16 protein-coding genes are annotated in these 17,137 nt (G+C 50.6%); 13 read left to right on the plus strand and 3 right to left on the minus strand.

Annotation, left to right across the window (positions count from 1 at the left end):
- Positions 1–14: 14 nt before the first annotated feature.
- The 4 genes from queD to B4H10_RS03315 all read left to right on the plus strand — a co-directional run bounded on the left by queD (position 15) and on the right by B4H10_RS03315 (position 2,866).
- Positions 15–434, plus strand: coding sequence for a 6-carboxytetrahydropterin synthase QueD (queD, locus tag B4H10_RS03300; RefSeq protein WP_113855615.1), 420 nt, complete (start codon positions 15–17; stop codon positions 432–434).
- 1 nt (position 435) lies between these two features.
- Positions 436–1,092 carry a putative 7-carboxy-7-deazaguanine synthase QueE gene (gene queE / locus B4H10_RS03305; protein ID WP_292018167.1) on the plus strand — a complete coding sequence of 219 codons (657 nt, stop codon included), beginning with the start codon at positions 436–438 and terminating at the stop codon, positions 1,090–1,092.
- Positions 1,093–1,096: 4 nt separating this feature from the next.
- Positions 1,097–1,663 (plus strand): GTP cyclohydrolase I FolE, encoded by a 567-nt coding sequence (gene folE / locus B4H10_RS03310; protein ID WP_200817444.1) that lies wholly within the window; start codon positions 1,097–1,099, stop codon positions 1,661–1,663.
- A 207-nt stretch (positions 1,664–1,870) separates the two neighbouring features.
- Complete coding sequence (locus tag B4H10_RS03315; RefSeq protein ID WP_292018168.1) at positions 1,871–2,866, plus strand: NADH:flavin oxidoreductase; 996 nt, start codon at positions 1,871–1,873, stop codon at positions 2,864–2,866.
- 58 nt (positions 2,867–2,924) lie between these two features.
- On the opposite strand, the gene B4H10_RS03320 is transcribed toward B4H10_RS03315, so the two are convergent.
- Positions 2,925–5,090, minus strand: a complete 2,166-nt coding sequence (locus B4H10_RS03320; protein WP_075581330.1) for a Tex family protein — start codon at positions 5,088–5,090, stop codon at positions 2,925–2,927.
- Positions 5,091–5,326: 236 nt separating this feature from the next.
- On the opposite strand from B4H10_RS03320, the gene B4H10_RS03325 reads away from it, so the two are divergent.
- The 9 genes from B4H10_RS03325 to B4H10_RS03365 all read left to right on the plus strand — a co-directional run bounded on the left by B4H10_RS03325 (position 5,327) and on the right by B4H10_RS03365 (position 14,274).
- Positions 5,327–5,764 (plus strand): Fur family transcriptional regulator, encoded by a 438-nt coding sequence (locus tag B4H10_RS03325; RefSeq protein WP_292018169.1) that lies wholly within the window; start codon positions 5,327–5,329, stop codon positions 5,762–5,764.
- A gap of 71 nt (positions 5,765–5,835) precedes the next feature.
- The gene (locus tag B4H10_RS03330) at positions 5,836–6,669 is read left to right on the plus strand and encodes a deoxyribonuclease IV (protein WP_075581328.1); all 834 of its coding nucleotides are present in this window, start codon (positions 5,836–5,838) and stop codon (positions 6,667–6,669) included.
- An 11-nt stretch (positions 6,670–6,680) separates the two neighbouring features.
- A complete protein-coding gene (locus tag B4H10_RS03335; protein ID WP_292018170.1) occupies positions 6,681–7,832 on the plus strand; it encodes an exonuclease SbcCD subunit D in 1,152 nt (383 codons plus the stop codon).
- Positions 7,829–10,876, plus strand: a complete 3,048-nt coding sequence (locus B4H10_RS03340) for an AAA family ATPase (RefSeq protein ID WP_292018171.1) — start codon at positions 7,829–7,831, stop codon at positions 10,874–10,876. Before B4H10_RS03335 ends, B4H10_RS03340 begins: the two co-directional genes overlap by 4 nt.
- A 96-nt stretch (positions 10,877–10,972) precedes the next feature.
- Complete coding sequence (locus B4H10_RS03345) at positions 10,973–11,452, plus strand: YbaK/EbsC family protein (RefSeq protein ID WP_113855622.1); 480 nt, start codon at positions 10,973–10,975, stop codon at positions 11,450–11,452.
- Between the two features lie 12 nt (positions 11,453–11,464).
- Positions 11,465–11,827: a VOC family protein gene (locus tag B4H10_RS03350; RefSeq protein WP_075581324.1), complete on the plus strand. Its 363-nt coding sequence runs from the start codon at positions 11,465–11,467 to the stop codon at positions 11,825–11,827.
- 89 nt (positions 11,828–11,916) lie between these two features.
- Positions 11,917–12,597: an HAD family hydrolase gene (locus tag B4H10_RS03355; RefSeq protein ID WP_150824311.1), complete on the plus strand. Its 681-nt coding sequence runs from the start codon at positions 11,917–11,919 to the stop codon at positions 12,595–12,597.
- The gene (locus B4H10_RS03360) at positions 12,598–13,818 is read left to right on the plus strand and encodes a multidrug effflux MFS transporter (protein WP_059075402.1); all 1,221 of its coding nucleotides are present in this window, start codon (positions 12,598–12,600) and stop codon (positions 13,816–13,818) included.
- 27 nt (positions 13,819–13,845) lie between these two features.
- Positions 13,846–14,274, plus strand: coding sequence for a YbjN domain-containing protein (locus tag B4H10_RS03365; protein WP_059075401.1), 429 nt, complete (start codon positions 13,846–13,848; stop codon positions 14,272–14,274).
- Between the two features lie 96 nt (positions 14,275–14,370).
- Here B4H10_RS03365 and B4H10_RS03370 read toward each other — a convergent pair whose 3' ends face one another.
- Both B4H10_RS03370 and B4H10_RS03375 read right to left on the minus strand, forming a co-directional pair.
- Positions 14,371–15,684, minus strand: a complete 1,314-nt coding sequence (locus B4H10_RS03370) for an amidohydrolase (RefSeq protein WP_292018173.1) — start codon at positions 15,682–15,684, stop codon at positions 14,371–14,373.
- 21 nt (positions 15,685–15,705) lie between these two features.
- Positions 15,706–17,046, minus strand: coding sequence for a DUF3100 domain-containing protein (locus tag B4H10_RS03375; RefSeq protein ID WP_083237041.1), 1,341 nt, complete (start codon positions 17,044–17,046; stop codon positions 15,706–15,708).
- Positions 17,047–17,137 lie beyond the last annotated feature (91 nt).

The following is a 17,137-nucleotide window of genomic DNA, read 5'->3' on the forward strand; positions in this document are numbered from 1 at the left end:
ATAGGAGTACAGCCATGTATTATTTAAAGACAGAACAATCATTTGATGCGGCTCATTTTCTTAAAGGGTATGCAGGAAAATGCCATAATCTGCACGGTCACCGCTGGCGGGTCATCGTAGAAATCCGGTCGGACAAGTTGCGGACTGATGCACAATGCCGCAGTATGGTAGTGGATTTTTCTGACTTGAAAAAGAGTCTGAAAGATATTTGTGATTTCTATGACCATAGCCTGATATATGAAACGGGGTCTCTGAAGGAAACGACTGTAGCCGCCTTGAAGGAAGAAGATTTCTGTCTCCATGAAGTGCCTTTCCGGCCGACGGCAGAGGAGTTTTCCCGCCATATTTATGAAACGATGCAACAGCAGGGATATGATGTTTCCCGCGTAGATGTATACGAAACGCCTAATAATTGTGCGTCTTATGGAGGCTGACATGAAGGTAGCAGAGAAATTTATCAGTATCAACGGGGAAGGGAACCGGGCAGGTGAGTTGTCTGTATTTGTGCGTTTTCAGGGATGTAATCTCCGCTGCAGTTACTGTGATACGTCATGGGCCTATGAAGCGGATTGTCCCTATGAAGAACTGACACCCGATGAAATCGTGGAGTACGTCCTGTCTACGGGCGTGCATAATGTTACGCTCACTGGTGGGGAACCGCTGCTGTCTCAGGGAATCGCTGAATTAATAGAAAAACTCCTGGCACAGCCAAAAATCCGCGTAGAAATTGAAACGAACGGCGCTGTAGACCTGCGTCCATTCTGTATGCCTGCGCGGCCTGTCTTTACGATGGATTACAAATTGCCTTCCAGCGGCTGGGAACGGGCTATGAAAGTGGAGAATTTTTCTGTCCTGGAAAAGCAGGATACGGTGAAGTTTGTCTGCGGCAGCCAGGAAGACCTGCAGCGGGCGTGGGAAGTCATACAAGAGTACAGGCTGACAGAACGATGCCATGTGTATCTCAGTCCAGTATTCGGTTCGATTGAACCGGTCGATATGGTTGCTTTCATGGAAACACATAAAATGAACGATGTGCGTTTACAAATCCAGATACATAAGGTTATCTGGAATCCAGAGAAACGGGGTGTCTGATATGATTGATACCAAAGCGATAGAAGAACATGTACGGGGGATTCTCATTGCTCTCGGAGAAAATCCTGACCGGGAGGGCCTGGTGGAAACGCCGAAACGGGTAGCCAAAATGTACCAGGAAGTCTTTGACGGCATGAATTACACGAATCATGAACTAGCACAGATGCTGGATAAGACCTTTGCAGAAGATACGACCAGTGCAGGCAGCGATCAGGTCGTCGTCATGAAAGATATTGACCTTTTTTCGTACTGTGAACATCATATGGCCCTCATGTACGATATGAAAGCGACCGTTGCCTATATTCCCAAAGGCAAGGTCATTGGTCTTTCTAAGATTGCCCGCATCTGTGACATGGCCGGGCGGCGGCTGCAGCTTCAGGAACGGCTGGGCCGTGATATTGCCGATATTCTGGGAGAAATCACAGGCAGTACGGATATTGCTGTCCTCCTGGAAGGCCGGCACAGTTGTGTCAGTGCCCGGGGAATCAAGAAAACGGATGCGAAAACGCGTACGGTCGAACTGCGGGGCCGTTTTAAGGAAGAACCGGCATTGCAACTCTACCTGCGATAACAAATGAGGCAGTGGCAAATGAGCATTAAAAGCTATGTTTGCCGCTGCCTCTCTTTTGTATACGTGAACCAGAGACGATTCCTACAGGAAATTTTCCCGGAATAAGACTAAAAATTTCCTATAGGATAGTCGTGTTTAATGGTATACTAAAAGAAAAGAATGGTTACGAAATAACATGTAATTTTAGCTTGTAAGGAGTGATTGATAATGAAATGGAAAGAACCGCTGTCGATTCATCATCTTACGCTGACGAACCGTATCGTCATGCCGCCTATGGCTACCCGGGCTGCTTCTCATGGCTACATTGATGAAGAAATATGTAAGTATTATCAGAAACGGGCAGAAAAGGGCTATCTGGGTCTGATCATTACGGAGCATATGTATATTGATAAGCAAGGAAAAGCCGATCCGAATCAGATTTCCATTTCCCGCAATGGCGATATTGGCGGCCTGCGGCAGCTGACCCGGTGTATCCACCGCGAAGGGAGTACGCGTGTGTTTGCTCAGATTAATCATGCCGGTTCTATTGCCGATCCCATTGTGACGCGGCAGCAGGCTGTGGGCCCGTCTCCTGTACTACATCCCCGTCAGAAACAGAGCCAGGTCCTGCCACGGGAGTTATCTGTCGAAGAAATACAGGTACTCGTAGCAGAATATGCCGCCGCTGCCGGCAGAGCCAAAGCGTCCGGATATGACGGCGTGGAAATCCATGCGGCTCATGGATATCTGCTGAACCAATTTTATTCACCACTTACCAACCACCGTAACGACGCCTATGGCTGTGACACGCTGGAAAAACGTGTTCATTTCCATTTGCAGGTCATCCATGCTATCCGTATGGTCGTCGGTACGGCGTATCCGCTGGCTATCCGGTTTGGCGGATGTGACTATCAGCCGGGCGGCAGTACAATCAATGATGCCGTGGAAGCAGCTAAATTGTTTGCAACGGCTGGGGTTGATCTGATTGATGTATCAGGCGGCATGAATTTCTTTGTCCGCCAGGATCATACAGAACCGGGTTATTTCCGCGATATGTCTTCCGCTATCTGTCATCATGTTTCCGTACCGGTCATCCTGACTGGCGGGGTACAGACAGTGGAACAGGCAGAAGACCTTCTTGTCACGGGAGCGGCTGATATGATCGGGGTTGGCCGGGCCATATTACAAGATGCGGAATGGCCGAAACGTGAATTAGGAAAATAGTATAATATAGATAACATGACAGGCTGTCCGATGAGGGCAGCCTGTTATATTATCTATATTATATTGTTGCTTTTTTAATGGATAAGGCAATGCGTTTCCGTTCTGTATCTACAGAAAGAATCATACAGTCTACGATATCGCCGACGTGTACGATATCTGTCGGGTGATGGAAGGGATGATTGCATAATTCTGACCGGTGGACGAGGCCGGGCGTTTTAAGGCCGATATCGACAAAGGCACCGAAATCGACGACGTTGTGGACCGTACCGCGCACGATAGAACCGATTTCCAGTTCATCCAGGGACAGGACGTGGCGTCGTGTCAGCGGTTTGGGGAAGTCGCTGCGCACATCCCGGCCGGGTTTCCGCAATTCTTCCAATATGTCACGGACTGTTGGTTCGCCGGCATTGAGGGCCGATGCCAGTTTAGGGGCGGCGTTCATTTGCAGACGGCTCTGCAAATCCTGCAGGCGGGCCGGGTTCTTCAGATCTTTCAGAGTAAATCCGTACTGACGCACGATTTTAGCGGCCAGATCATACGATTCCGGATGGACAGACGTATTATCCAGTGGCTGGGTACTGTCTTTGATGCGTAAAAATCCGGCACACTGGGTAAATGTCGCCGGACCCAGCCGGTTGACATTCATCAGTTCCTGGCGGTTGTGGAATGGGCCGTTTTCATTGCGATAGGTGACGATGTTTGCAGCCGTAGCTGAGGTCAGGCCCGATACGTGCTGCAACAGAGCAGCTGAAGCCGTATTGAGATCGACGCCGACATAATTGACAACCGATTCGACGACTGCATCCAGTGCTGCCGTCAGGGATTTTTGATTGACATCATGCTGATACTGGCCGACACCGATGGACTGGGGGTCGATTTTGACCGATTCTGCCAGCGGGTCCTGGATGCGGCGGGCGATGGAAACGGCTCCGCGTATCGTGACATCCAGATCCGGTAATTCCTCCCGGGCCAGTTCCGATGCCGAATAAACCGAGGCGCCGGCTTCGTTGGTAATGAGATAGCGGCATTTCAAATGCTGTTCATGGATTAAGCGGGAAACGAACTGTTCCGTCTCATATGAGGCCGTTCCGTTACCGATGGAAATGAGGGTAACTTCGTGCTCCCTGATCATGTGGGTCAGAGCATCGGCGCTTTCATGACGCTGTTTTTCCGAGCCCGTAAGGTGATAGGTCCCGTAGGCCAGCACGGCACCGGTAGAGTCGATGACAGCAGCTTTGCAGCCTGTGCGGTACCCCGGATCGAGACCGAGAATGGTCTGACCGGTAAAAGGAGGCTGCAGGAGCAGACTGCGCAGATTAGAGGCAAAGACCTGAATAGCCTGTTTTTCTGCCTTTTCTGTGAGTTCATTGCGGATTTCCCGTTCTATCTGGGGACAGATGAGACGTTTATAGCTGTCGGTGGCGGCGCTTTCCAGTATATCTTTATATGGAGAGGGGCCTTTGATGATCATCTGGCACAACCGGCTGATATATGCGTCGGTACGGACTTCCAGATTGACTTTCAGCGCTTTCTGGTTTTCCCCGCGGTTAATAGCCAGGATACGATGACTGGGCAGGCGCCGGATGGCTTCGTGAAAATCTCTATAGGCGAGATAAATCCGTGATTTTTCCTCTTCTTCCTGCAGCGAGCAGGTGAGTTTGCCGTCATGCCAGAAGGCGTTACGTAAAAAACGGCGGTATGGGGCGAGTTCGGAGCAGCGTTCGGCAATAATATTAGCAGCGCCCTGGATGGCATCCTCTACGGTAGGCACATCTTTGCTCAGATAAGCTTCTGCTGCTTTTTCCGGAGCTGGCCCGTGTATATCCTGATTCCAGAATAAATCAGCCAGAGGTGTCAGGCCTGCGTCGCGGGCCATCGATGCTTTCGTACGCTTTTTAGGCTTAAAGGGCAGATATATATCTTCTACATCCTGTAACAGCCGGGCTTTTTCCAGCTGGCTTTTGATTTCATTGCTCCATAATCCCTGATCCATGATGGATTGGCGTACCGTGTCCTTGCGGTTGCTGAGTGTTTCTTCGTATTCATACTGTTCCTTGATCTGGCGCAGCTGTTGTTCATCCAGGGTCCCCGTTGCCTCTTTGCGGTACCGGGCGATAAACGGGATGGTATTGCCACTGGCAAACAGGTCTAATGCGGTCCGGACCTGTCCCGGTCGGATATGCAGGTCAGAAGCTATCTGATGGATAATCATTTCTTCATTCATGCCGGTCTCCTTTCTTCCTAGTACTATATTATGAGTGGAAATAGCTGTTCCGTCAACGGCTGATTTGACAAAGGGGCGAATATAATGTATATTTTTCGTATTATTTAGAATCTTTGTATTGCCATTTCAACAAATAACGGTTACAATATAGTAGAAGCGCAATTTAAAAATCATACTCATTTAATAGCATTCACAGGTGAAAAATCCTTGTTAATGGAGAAAGGAGGATTATGTCTATGGATATTGCTGCAGTATTACGGGAAAACGGCTATAAAGTCACGCCACAGCGTCTGGCCGTGTATGAAGTAGTCAACAATAATACGACACATCCCAATGCAGAAGCCATTTATAAAGAATTACAGCCCAAATATCCGTTCATGAGTCTGGCGACGGTATATAAAACGATGGAAATTTTTGCAAAAATCGGTGTCGTACAGGTGCTGCAGTGCGAAGAAGATGCGCACCGCTATGATTTTAACACCAAGCCCCATGCCCATATCCGCTGCACCCGCTGCAACCGCGTCATGGATGTAGATGTGGAACGGGATAAGCTCGCTGATCTGGCTCAGACACAAACGGGCTATCGGGTAGATTCTGTCAATGTATCCTTTACGGGAATTTGTGCAGAATGCCAGAATGAAGAAACGGGATTCCAGAACGAAAAAGAAAATTAATAGGATAAGCAGGCAGGCTGGGACGAATTGGTTTCGTTGCAGCCTGTTTTTGCATAAAAGGAGAAAAGGCTATGCTTCATATAGGATGTCATTTATCTGTTTCCCAGGGATTCCTGCATATGGGTGAAGAAGCCCTGTCGATCGGTGCCGATACATTTCAGTTTTTTACACGCAATCCCCGCGGCGGCAGCGTCCGGCCTCTCGATACGGACGATATGGCAGCGTTGAACCGGCTGATGGCGGAGCATCATTTTGCTCCTATACTGGCTCATGCACCGTATACGCTGAATGGCTGTTCGAAGACGGAAAAGACGCGGATTTTTGCCAGAGAAGCTATGGCTGATGACCTGCGCCGTCTGGAATACCTCGATCATTGCCGCTACAACTTCCATCCGGGCAGCCACGTCGGACAGGGGGCGGAAACAGGAATAGATTTTATTGCTGATATGCTCAATACGTGCATGTTCAAAGGCCAGAAAACGACGGTCCTGCTGGAAACGATGGCCGGCAAGGGGACAGAAGTAGGCCGCAATTTTGAGGAAATTGCCGCTATCATTGAAAAGGTGGAACTGCAGGACAACATCGGGGTCTGCCTCGATACCTGCCATGTCTTTGACGGCGGATATGATATCGTTCATCATCTCGATGACGTGCTGACTCAGTTTGATACGCGTATTGGCCTGTCCAGACTGAAAGCCATCCATATCAATGACAGTAAAAATGAACTGGGAAGCCATAAAGACCGCCATGAAAAGATTGGTGAAGGCCATATCGGCATCGAAGCGTTTACGCAAATTATCAATCATCCGGCATTACGGCAGCTCCCCTTTTATCTGGAAACACCGAATGAACTGCCGGGATATGCTCATGAAATTTCACTTCTGCGAAGTTTGTACAAGGAATAAGAGGTGACGACATGCGCATTTTACATACGGCGGACTGGCACCTGGGAAAGATGTTTTATGGCGATTATCTGACGGATGAACAGGAATACGTGCTAAAAGAACAATTTCTGCCACTGCTGAAAGACGAAGGCATAGAGGCCGTCGTCCTTTCCGGGGATGTCTATGACCGCAGCCTGCCGCCGGCTGCTGCTGTGGAATTGTTTGATGAAATTGCGACAAAGGTGACGGCGGAACTTCATATTCCTTTTCTGGTCATCAGCGGCAATCATGATAGTGCGTCCCGCCTTTCCTTTGGCAGTGCCCTTCTGGCCCGGCAGGGACTGTATATTGCTGGTGATCTGGACAAGCTGACGGGGCCGGTCATCCTCCGCGATGATGCGGGACCGGTTGCCTTTGTGCTGCTTCCCTATGCCGAACCGGCTGATGTCCGCCATTTTCTGAGTGATGAAACCATCCACGATCATCAAAAGGCATTGGAAGCACTCTGTGCATTTCAGTCCAGAGGATGTGATGACATGCGGGCTGTCTGCGTCAGTCATGTCTTTGCCTCTGGCGGGGTAAGCAGCGATTCCGAACGGCCTCTTTCTATCGGTGGTACCGATATGATCGACAGTGCAGTTTTTGACCGCTTCCAGTATACCGCACTGGGGCATCTTCACGGGCCGCAGCAGGTGGGACGGCAGGAGGTGCGGTATGCCGGGAGCCTGCTTAAGTATTCCTTTAGCGAAGCAACACAAAAAAAAGGGGCTGTCCTCGTCGACCTGGCTGATAATGGACAGGTCAGCAGCCGGTTTATTTCCTTTACGCCACGCCATGATGTGCGTATTCTGAAAGGTTCATTCCACGATATTATGGAACGAGAAGATGACCGGACCGGTGATTATGTATTGGCACGTATCGATGACACCGAACCGGTCCTCGATGGCATGGCCAGACTGCGCAAGAAATATCCTAATGCCATGGCACTGGAGGCCCCGCGGCGCCGTATTTCAGACCATGCCGGTGACCGGGATTTCAATATCCGCGGGACGACAGAAGAAGAACTCTTTTCCAGTTTTGCCGGTGCCATGAGGCCGGAACAGCCTTTGTCGGAAAAGGAAACAGACTGTCTGCATCAGCTTTGGGACGCATTGCGCAAAGAAGAAGGAGGAGGGATTTTATGAAGCCCGTTTATCTGGATATGACTGCCTTTGGCCCGTATGCAGGCCGGCAGGTCATCGACTTCCGCCTTCTGGGAGACCGGCAGTTGTTTCTCATTTACGGACCGACTGGCTCAGGGAAAACGACGATTCTTGATGCCATGTGTTATGCCCTGTACGGAGAACTGAGTGGCGGTACAGAAGGACGCAACGGAGCGCATATGCGCAGTGAATATGCGACACCAGAAGAAGTGACGCAGGTAGCGTTTACCTTTACGATTGGACAAAAATTATATCGCGTCGAACGGAGCCCGGACCAGGAAATCGCGAAAAAAAGAGGAACGGGTACGCGGCATGTATCTATGAAAGCTGCCCTTTACGAGCTGAATACACCGGATGGGGACATATTGGTGACCAGTAAGAATGTCTCCCAGAAAATTGAAAAACTCCTGGGATTTAAATCGGACCAGTTCCGTCAGGTCGTCCTCCTGCCCCAGGGGGATTTCCGGAAATTGCTCCTGGCCAATTCATCAGACCGGCAGCGCATCATGCAGGTGCTGTTCCATACCCAGCGCTATGACCGGCTGCAGGCACTGGCCAAAACCATGCATGATGATGTCAGCCATGCCTATGAAGACCTGAAGAAAAAGATTGAGCAATATTTGTCACTGACGGGAGCCGCTGATGAAGCAATACTGATGCAGACCATTGCAGATAAAACAGCGCAGGCAGGGGAAGCAAAGGAAAAATCTGGCCGGGCTGTCCGCCAGCGCGATGATTTCCAGAAGGAAGTCCAGCAGGCCGAGGCTGTTGCCAGCCACTGGAAAGCATGGGAAGATGCCAAGGTACGGCTGCAGCAGCTTGAAACGCAAAAAGAGACTATGGCCGCGGAAGAAAAGAAGCTGGATTTATTGGAAAAAGCCCGCCTGCTCAGTGAACCCTGCCGTACTCTCGATGATATCCAGAAGCAGGGCGTAGAGGCTTCGAAAGAATGGGAAACGCTTCAGACAAAGGCGACGGCTGCTGATACAGAACTGAAACGGCTCAATGGGCAGGAAGAGGATATGAAGGCCGGTCATGATCAATGTGAAACAGATAAAGCGGAAGCCATCCGCCTGGAAAATCTCGTGACAGAAGCCGATTCATATGCCGCATTGAAAGAAGAACAGCATAAAGCGTCCCTGCAGGCAGCGGCTTGTGAAAAGGCATGGCATACAGCCGACCAGACACGGGAAATGGCTCAGAAAAAATTGGATATGGTCCGCAAGACACGGGATGCCCTGTCGGGCCGGGAAGGCGAGTATGAAAAGGTAAGGGCAAGGACTAAACAGTGGAAGCTCCGTGCCAATCAGGAAAAACAGATAGAGAATCTGAAGAACAACTGGCAGGATACGGCAAAGAAACAAGAAGCAGCTGCCAGCCACCTGAAAAACGTATTGCAGAAGGCCGTTCAGGACAAAACGGATTTTGACGCCGTGAGTGCCATGTTCCTTCAGGGGCAGGCCTTTGTCCTGGCGGAAAATCTGCACGATGGAGATGTCTGCCCCGTATGCGGGGCCGTATCCCACCCCAAACTGGCAGTCAAACCAGCTGATTTCCCGGAAAAGGCCGATGTCGAACGCTGCCGGAAACGGGCGGAAGCAAGCGAACAGCAGCGCCAGCAGGCGGAACAGGACGAACAGGTCCTGTCTGCGCAGGCGCAGGAACAGCAACGCCAGTATGAATTGCTGCGGCAGCAGTATCCCGAAGACGGGACGAGTGCCGACTGGTCCCGCCGGGCAGAACAGTCGGCTGCAGAAGAAGCTGTTCTTCTGAAAGAAATCGAACAGGCACGGCAGCTTGCACAACAGCTGGAAGAGAAAGAAAAAACGGTGACGCAGCAGACGGCAGTGACAGAACAGGCCCGCAAGGATTATGAGGAAGCACGGCTGTACCGGACGAAGGCGGAAGAAGCCCTGGCCAGAGCAGAACGGACACTTCCTGAAGAATATCGCAATCCTACTGTGTTGAAAGGGAAAATACAGACTCTCCGTCAGCAGCTCGCTGCCTTTGAAAAGAAAGAAAAAGACTGGAATGCGGCCAGACAAAAGCAGGAACAGGAAAAGGCCCACTGGAGCGGACAGGCCCGGATGAAAGAAGCCCAACGGGATGAGCTGCGCCAGAAATATAAGAAAGCGCTGGAAGAATTAAAGGCACAGGCTGGTCAGTGCGGATTCCGTGATATGAATGAATGCCGGGCTCTGCAGAAAGAGTTGCAGCAGATTGAACCGTTAAAAGAAAAACTGACTTCCTATGGAGCATCTCTCCAGCAGACACGGGGACAGGTCCTGCAGGAAGAAAAGATGATTCAGGGCAAGACAAAACCGGATATGGAAACATACCGCAAGAAGCTGGATGCTTTGAATCAGGCCTGCCAGGACTTGTCCCGGCAGCAGGCCGCACTGGCTGCAGAACTCCGCCAGCTTACGAACTGTGCCAGTCAGATTGATGCCTGGCACAAGGAACAGACTGAGCTGAGTGAACACTATAAGACAGTGGGAGCTCTCTATGATCTTATCAGCGGCAGGACGACGGGAATTAATTTTGAACGGTACGTCTTAGGAGCGCTCCTCGATGAAGTGCTCCAGGCGGCGAATCAGCGGCTGCAGAAAATGAGCCGCAACCGCTATGAACTGCAGCGGTCCCACTCTTGGGATGACCGCCGGGTGCGTCAGATCGGCCTCGATATTGAAGTCTTCGATGCCTATACGGGATATACCCGTCCGGCCAATACGCTGTCCGGCGGAGAAACCTTTCTGGCCTCCCTGTCTCTGGCACTGGGGCTGGCCGACGTAGTGCAGGCTTATTCCGGGGGCATTCACCTGGATACCATCTTCATCGACGAAGGATTCGGGACGCTGGACCCGGAAACGCTTGATTTTGCCCTGAAAGCGCTATTGGAATTACGTCAGGGCGGACGCCTGGTAGGGATTATCTCCCACGTAGGTGAACTGCGGGAACGCATTGATACCCGCCTGGCTGTCAAAAAGACCGATTGCGGCAGTGTTGCCTCCTTTGAACTCCTCTAGACTATCTTGAATGGCAGACTCTTTTAGTATATAATTCTTTATATCCGCAAAAGAGGTAGTATTTAGCCGTTATTGGGGGATGGGGGATTTTATACAATGTCATTAGAAAAAGTAAAGGCTTATTTTGCACAATATGGTATGGAAGACCGGGTGCAGGTATTGCATGAATCAAGTGCTACTGTCGATCTGGCCGCAGCAGCCCTGCACACGGAAGGGAAACGTATTGCCAAATCCATGTCGTTTTATGGCGACGATGATTCGGCGTTTCTCGTTATTTTTGCCGGCGATGCCCGGGTAGACAACCGCAAATTCAAAGACACATTTCACCGCAAGGCGTCTATGGTCAAACACGATGACGTAGAACGTCTCATCGGCCATCCCGTCGGCGGTGTGTGTCCCTTTGCTGTCAATCCCGGTGTAGATGTATATCTGGATGAATCATTGAAACGGTTCCAGACGGTATTTCCCGCCTGTGGTACCGGAAATAGTGCCATCGAACTGACACTGCCGGAATTAGAAACCTACTCTCATGCCAAAGGCTGGGTCAATGTAGGTAAAGGCTGGGAAGAAGCGTAAGGAGGGAATATTATGACATTTAAATTTGCTCATACTAATTTCAATGTTCTCGATTTGGACAGAAGCCTGAAATTTTATAAAGAAGCCCTGGGACTGGTAGAACAACGGCGCATCGAAAATCCTAACTTCACCATTGTCTATGTCGGCAACGATGCCAGTGATTTCCAGTTGGAACTGACCTGGCTCAAAGACCGGAAAGAACCGTATAATCTGGGTGAAAATGAATTCCATACGGCGTTCCGGGTACAGGATTTTGATGCGGCTCATAAGAAACATGAAGACATGGGCTGTATCGTCTTTGAAAATAAGGCCATGGGGATTTACTTCATTGCCGATCCGGACGGATACTGGCTGGAAGTCATCCCTGTACGCTAAAAACGTAACAGGATAATCGAATGCGACAGCGAGAAAGACAACCTCTGGCAGCAGCCAGAGGTTGTTAGCGTTTATGAAAGGGGAATAAGATGTATAGACCGGAGCTTTTTATTTTTGATATGGATGGTCTTATGTTCGATACGGAGCGGATTTCCGTACCGTGCTGGCGGGCCATTGGCCGTAAATATGGTATAGATATGGAGGATTCATTTTTTGATACCATATTTGGCATGAATAATGCGAAAATAAAAGAAATATTTTTGCAGACCTATGGGGCGGACTTTCCCTATGATGCATTCCACGATGAGAAGAAGGCCATGCAGCTGGCAATCTATCATGAAAAGGGTGCCCCGGCAGAACCGGGCCTGCAGGAATGCCTGGATTACGCGCGACAGGAAGGTATCCGCTGCGCAGTCGCTTCTTCCTCTGCAGAAGAAACGGTACGGCTGCTGCTTCATAAAGCCGGATTGGAGTCCTATTTCTGCCATATCCAGAGCGGTGATGCCATGGCTCACAGTAAACCCGCCCCGGATATTTTCCTGGCAGTCTGCCGGACTCTGGGCGTACGACCGGAGCGGGCTCTTGTCCTTGAAGACTCGGGAAATGGCCTGAAAGCCGCGGCGGCAGCTCATATCCCGTCTATCTGGGTACCCGATCTGGTCCGTGTGGAACCAGCTGTGGCTGCAACGGCCTGGCATACCTGCCAGACACTGGCAGGCGTGCCGCCGCTGATTCAGAATCTGCCTGTGTGGAAAGAGAGTGCGAACTAAATGAGTGAACAACGTCAACATCTGATGATAGGGCTGACCGTATTTCTGGGGATGCTGGCAGCCATTGCCCCACTTTCAACAGATATGTACTTGCCGGGACTTCCGGCCATGATGGCCGATTTCGGTGTCGTACCATCTATGATACAGCTGACGCTGACGGCGTCCATGGCCGGCATGGCTGCCGGTCAGATCATAGCCGGTCCTGTCAGCGACGATGCAGGGCGGCGGAAGCCTCTGTTTCTGGGCATGGCCGTTTTTTCCCTTTCGTCCGTCGCCTGTATTTTCTCTCCGACAATCTGGCTGCTCTTAGTGTCCCGGTTTATCCAGGGGTTTGCCGGCGGTGCCGGCATCGTCATTGCCCGGGCCATTGCCCGTGATGTCTGCCGTGGAACGGCTCTGACCCGGCTCTTTTCCATGCTCATGCTGGTCAATGGCATCGCCCCTATCCTGGCTCCGGTCATAGGCGGACAGATTTTACGGTTTTCCAGCTGGCGCGGCATATTCTGGCTGCTCGTCATCATTGGCCTGGCGCTGGCAGTCTGTGCTCTCTTCATGCCGGAAACGCTTCCCATCCGTAAGCGGATCCATGGCGGACCGCTGGCAGGCGTCCGGAGCTTCGGCAAGTTATTCCGCGATACGTATTTTATGGGACACTGTGTCATGCAGTGTTTTGCCTTCGCGGCGTTTTTCGGATATATATCGGCTTCTTCTTTCGTTTTCCAGAATATCTATGATGTGACGCCTCAGACATTCAGTCTGATTTTCGGCATCAACGGCATCGGTCTCATGATCAGCGGCGGCCTGACAGGACGGCTGGCCGGTCGCATTCCCGACTGGAAGATGCTGCGCTTTGTCCTATTGGTGGCGGCGGTAGGCAGTATGGCACTGCTGACAGGATTCTTCCTGCACTGGTCTGTCTATGCTATTCTGGTCATTCTTTTCTTCACGGTGGCGACACTGGCTTCCTTATCGACTAGCAGCTTTTCTATGGCTATGCAGGCACAGGGAAAAAATGCCGGCAGCGCTGCGGCACTCATCGGCTTTTTCTCCATGATTTCCGGGGCGGTCATGGCTCCTGTCGTAGGAATTGCCGGAAGCTATACGGCGATTCCCATGGGTATCGTCATGGTCATCGGAGAAGCAGGAGCTCTCGTATCGTTTTATCTCTTTATTTATCCAAGCCATAAGAATAGAAGAGATACAAAAGATGTGATACAATAAATGTATCAAGTTGTTTGAGGTGATAACATGAATACAAAAGCAGAAAAATTTAAAACCTATATCGACAAGGTGGATCCCAAAGCCTTTACCGTGAACGAAATGAAAGACGACGAACGCCATTCCGTTGCTTTCCAATCGGGTATTGAAGTCAAAGGCCAGCGGCTGCCGTTCCTGGTACTCATTGACGACAGTATCTATGTCATGCTGCGCATTTTCGTCGCAACCGGAGTCGTCAATGATGGGAATAAGGCTGCCATTTATGATTTCATCAATCAGGGTAACAAAGAATACAAAGTATTCAAATTCTACATATCGGATAACGGCGATATCGTGCTCGATATCTGTCTGCCTGCTACCGATGATGCCTTTGATCCGCAGCTCGTCGATGCCATGATTCGTCAGGTCGCCTATCCCTATCTGAATGATAACCTGACCAGTATTCTGGAAAAAGTATAACAGTGAAATAGAAAAAGGAATGCCCCATGATAACCTACGTTTTCATGGGGCATTCCCTTTTTAACATCAAACGTCAAACATCAAACATCTTTTATCTCAGCTGCGGAGTGAATCCATATATGCCAGATATTGTTCTTTTGTCATGCGTGGCTTATAGTCTTTCAGGATGTCTTCCAGGCCAGCAGCGTTGTCATAGAGAAGGTCGATGACGGTCATTGCCATTACTTTGGTCGTCTTGATATACGCGGCCTGTTTCTGGAACAGTTCAAATTCGGCACTGTGAAGGGCTCCGTGGACACAGCCTACATGAGGGTGGATACAGGGCATGAGGTTGCAGATATCGCCGACATCGGTACTGCCGGCATTGAACGGCGGGTTCGTATCGACGTGGTCCTTGCCGAAAATAGCGTCGGCGTTGGCTTCGCAGATTTTGCCCAGAGCTTTATCCTGTTCCATGGGAAGGTAACCCGGCATATCCTTGATTTCACAGGTAGCACCGATGGCGTCGGCACCGGCACGAAGGGCGCGGTTGATGCGGTCGTTGTAGAATTTCATGGCGTCGGCCGATGCGGCGCGGACGTAGCTTTCCATGCGTACCAGATCGGGCACGACGTTGACCAGATCGCCGCCGGAGGTGATAATCGGATGGAAGCGGACGTGGTCTTTTTCCTGGAATGTTTCTCTCAGGGCATTGACGCCCATGATGCCCAGCATGCAGGCATTGAGTGCATTGATACCCAGATGAGGCTGTCCGGCTGCGTGCGCTGCCTTGCCATGGTATTCAATGAGTTTGGTGATGAAACCGCTCATGCCGCCGTTGAGGATGATATTGCCTTCCGGGTCATCCGTCGAGTAGGCATGCATTTCCATGGCGGCATCTATATCATCGAATCCGCCCTGAAGAATGATTTCCTGCTTGCCGCCGAAGAAATGGATTTTCCCTTCATCCATGAGCTTCTTGCGGTATTCGATTTCAATACATTCTTCACTCGGCACGGCAAAGAAGACGACATCGCCACCGAGATAATCCATGGCTCCGGCATCTTTCAGCGCCATGGCGACGCCGAGCATATCGGAAATCTGGATGAAATGACCGCAGCAGTGAGCCGCGCCGGTTACTGGATCGGCTGACGGATGGCGGCGGCAGACGATAGAATCGAGTTCCCCCATGACGGCGACAGTACGCTTGGAGTTTTTGCCCTTCAGCCGGCCTTTGACACCGGTGATGGCCCAGCCTGTCGTATAAGGAATACCCAGCTTATCCATGGCTTCCTGGACTTTGGCTGATGTCTTTGTTTCTTTATAACCCAGTTCAGGTTCATCGAATACAGACGTTCCGAAAGACATGATATCTTCGGCGCGTTTATCAATGGCATCGCAGACTTTCTGTTTTAATTCTTTTTTGGTCATAGTAAAGCCTCCTTTTTAAACCTAAATGACACCTTCAAGATGGAGCATGATTTCTGCCATAATCGTCGCGCAGATAAATGTGCCCGACGATACCATCAGGGCAACGGGGACGATGCGCCAGGACAGTCTCTTGAATGCGGGGATATCTTTACCGAGGGACAGACCGCCATATGCCAGGATAGGCGTGCAGGCTGCCAGGAAGTTGACATTCTTGGTGATGGTCGTAATCCATTCGGCACCGGGGATGCCCGGAATAGAAATGACGACGGCGACAATGGAGACCCAGAATACATTGGGCAGCTTGTTCAGTACCGGGACGTGGGCGATGAGGATGCCGACAAAGCAGATGGCAATGATGATCAGGATACCGAGCCAGTCGTCGAGAGGATTGACTTTGAAACCGACGAAGTTAGCTACGAGGGTGAGGACGCCGGTGATGAAGAGGATGAGCAGGTCATCGCCCAGGGTAGATCCTTTTTTTGCTTCCTGTTCTTCCGTTTCTTCTTTTTTGATGTCTGCTGCGACGGCTTCTTCATTCTGTGCCATCGTTTCTTTTGTCTTGGCATCGGCCTGTTCTTCTTCGGTTACTTCATCTTTCCGTTTCCGGCCTGTAACGAGTTCATATACCTTGATGGTGACTGGCAGGGAAATGAACAGAGAGAAATAAATCCCGATGACCGATGTCATGAGGTTGGCAGCCCCGGCAAAGGCAGTGATTTTCTGTACTTCATCGGGAAATACGGCGACGATGGAACCAACAGAGGCGGCCATCATGCTGGCTGAACCGATGCCGCCGCCCATGGCAAGCGCATAGGGATGGAAGATTCCCGTGCGGGATACGATGCCGGCGAGAATGGAAATCCAGAGTGCCCCAAAGAGAGTTCCGCAGATGTACATACCCATGACGCCACGGCCTTCAGGGGAGAAGATGCCGAATTTTTCGGCGATGATAGCCACATTGGCTTCCCGGTCGATGGAGTAGCAGGCACCGATGGCTTCCCGGCCCATTTTCAATAAAATAGCCGTAGGAAGGCCGAAAATCAATGTGCCGAAGAAATGGCCGAATTCCTGCATGATCAGGGCCAGACCGGAATTCAGGAGCAGATGAAGGTTCGGGCCGATGCCCAGACCGATTTTGGCAATCAGGAAGAGCATGGTGATGCCCATGAGATTGCCTGCACGGGTCATCTGTTTTTCATTCAGGATGTGGAAGGATGGATAGGAAATGATACCGCCCAGTACCAGTGCATAGAGCATTGGCAGGAAGATGACGAGTCCATGTTTCTGGATGCCGATAAATTCTGCCACGATGACGAGCAGCAAGGCAAACACATGGATTTTCCAGTTTTTAATAAGGTCCAATTTAGTGCCTCCTAAAACATAAGATAAAAACATGAAAACATATATATAAATAATAACGGCTGCCTTGTCGCAACCGCCATTATTCTACAAT

It is taken from the genome of Megasphaera sp. UBA4382 (genome assembly GCF_002391155.1).
Taxonomy (GTDB): domain Bacteria; phylum Bacillota; class Negativicutes; order Veillonellales; family Megasphaeraceae; genus Megasphaera; species Megasphaera hexanoica.

Bases quoted from the DNA above. Each gene is read 5' to 3' on its own strand.
- queD (WP_113855615.1), top strand. From the start codon at position 15: ATGTATTATTTAAAGACAGAACAATCATTTGATGCGGCTCATTTTCTT.
- queE (WP_292018167.1), top strand. From the start codon at position 436: ATGAAGGTAGCAGAGAAATTTATCAGTATCAACGGGGAAGGGAACCGG.
- B4H10_RS03315 (WP_292018168.1), top strand. From the start codon at position 1,871: ATGAAATGGAAAGAACCGCTGTCGATTCATCATCTTACGCTGACGAAC.
- B4H10_RS03320 (WP_075581330.1), bottom strand. From the start codon at position 5,090: ATGAATGAAGAAATGATTATCCATCAGATAGCTTCTGACCTGCATATC.
- B4H10_RS03325 (WP_292018169.1), top strand. From the start codon at position 5,327: ATGGATATTGCTGCAGTATTACGGGAAAACGGCTATAAAGTCACGCCA.
- B4H10_RS03330 (WP_075581328.1), top strand. From the start codon at position 5,836: ATGCTTCATATAGGATGTCATTTATCTGTTTCCCAGGGATTCCTGCAT.
- B4H10_RS03335 (WP_292018170.1), top strand. From the start codon at position 6,681: ATGCGCATTTTACATACGGCGGACTGGCACCTGGGAAAGATGTTTTAT.
- B4H10_RS03340 (WP_292018171.1), top strand. From the start codon at position 7,829: ATGAAGCCCGTTTATCTGGATATGACTGCCTTTGGCCCGTATGCAGGC.
- B4H10_RS03345 (WP_113855622.1), top strand. From the start codon at position 10,973: ATGTCATTAGAAAAAGTAAAGGCTTATTTTGCACAATATGGTATGGAA.
- B4H10_RS03350 (WP_075581324.1), top strand. From the start codon at position 11,465: ATGACATTTAAATTTGCTCATACTAATTTCAATGTTCTCGATTTGGAC.
- B4H10_RS03355 (WP_150824311.1), top strand. From the start codon at position 11,917: ATGTATAGACCGGAGCTTTTTATTTTTGATATGGATGGTCTTATGTTC.
- B4H10_RS03360 (WP_059075402.1), top strand. From the start codon at position 12,598: ATGAGTGAACAACGTCAACATCTGATGATAGGGCTGACCGTATTTCTG.
- B4H10_RS03365 (WP_059075401.1), top strand. From the start codon at position 13,846: ATGAATACAAAAGCAGAAAAATTTAAAACCTATATCGACAAGGTGGAT.
- B4H10_RS03370 (WP_292018173.1), bottom strand. From the start codon at position 15,684: ATGACCAAAAAAGAATTAAAACAGAAAGTCTGCGATGCCATTGATAAA.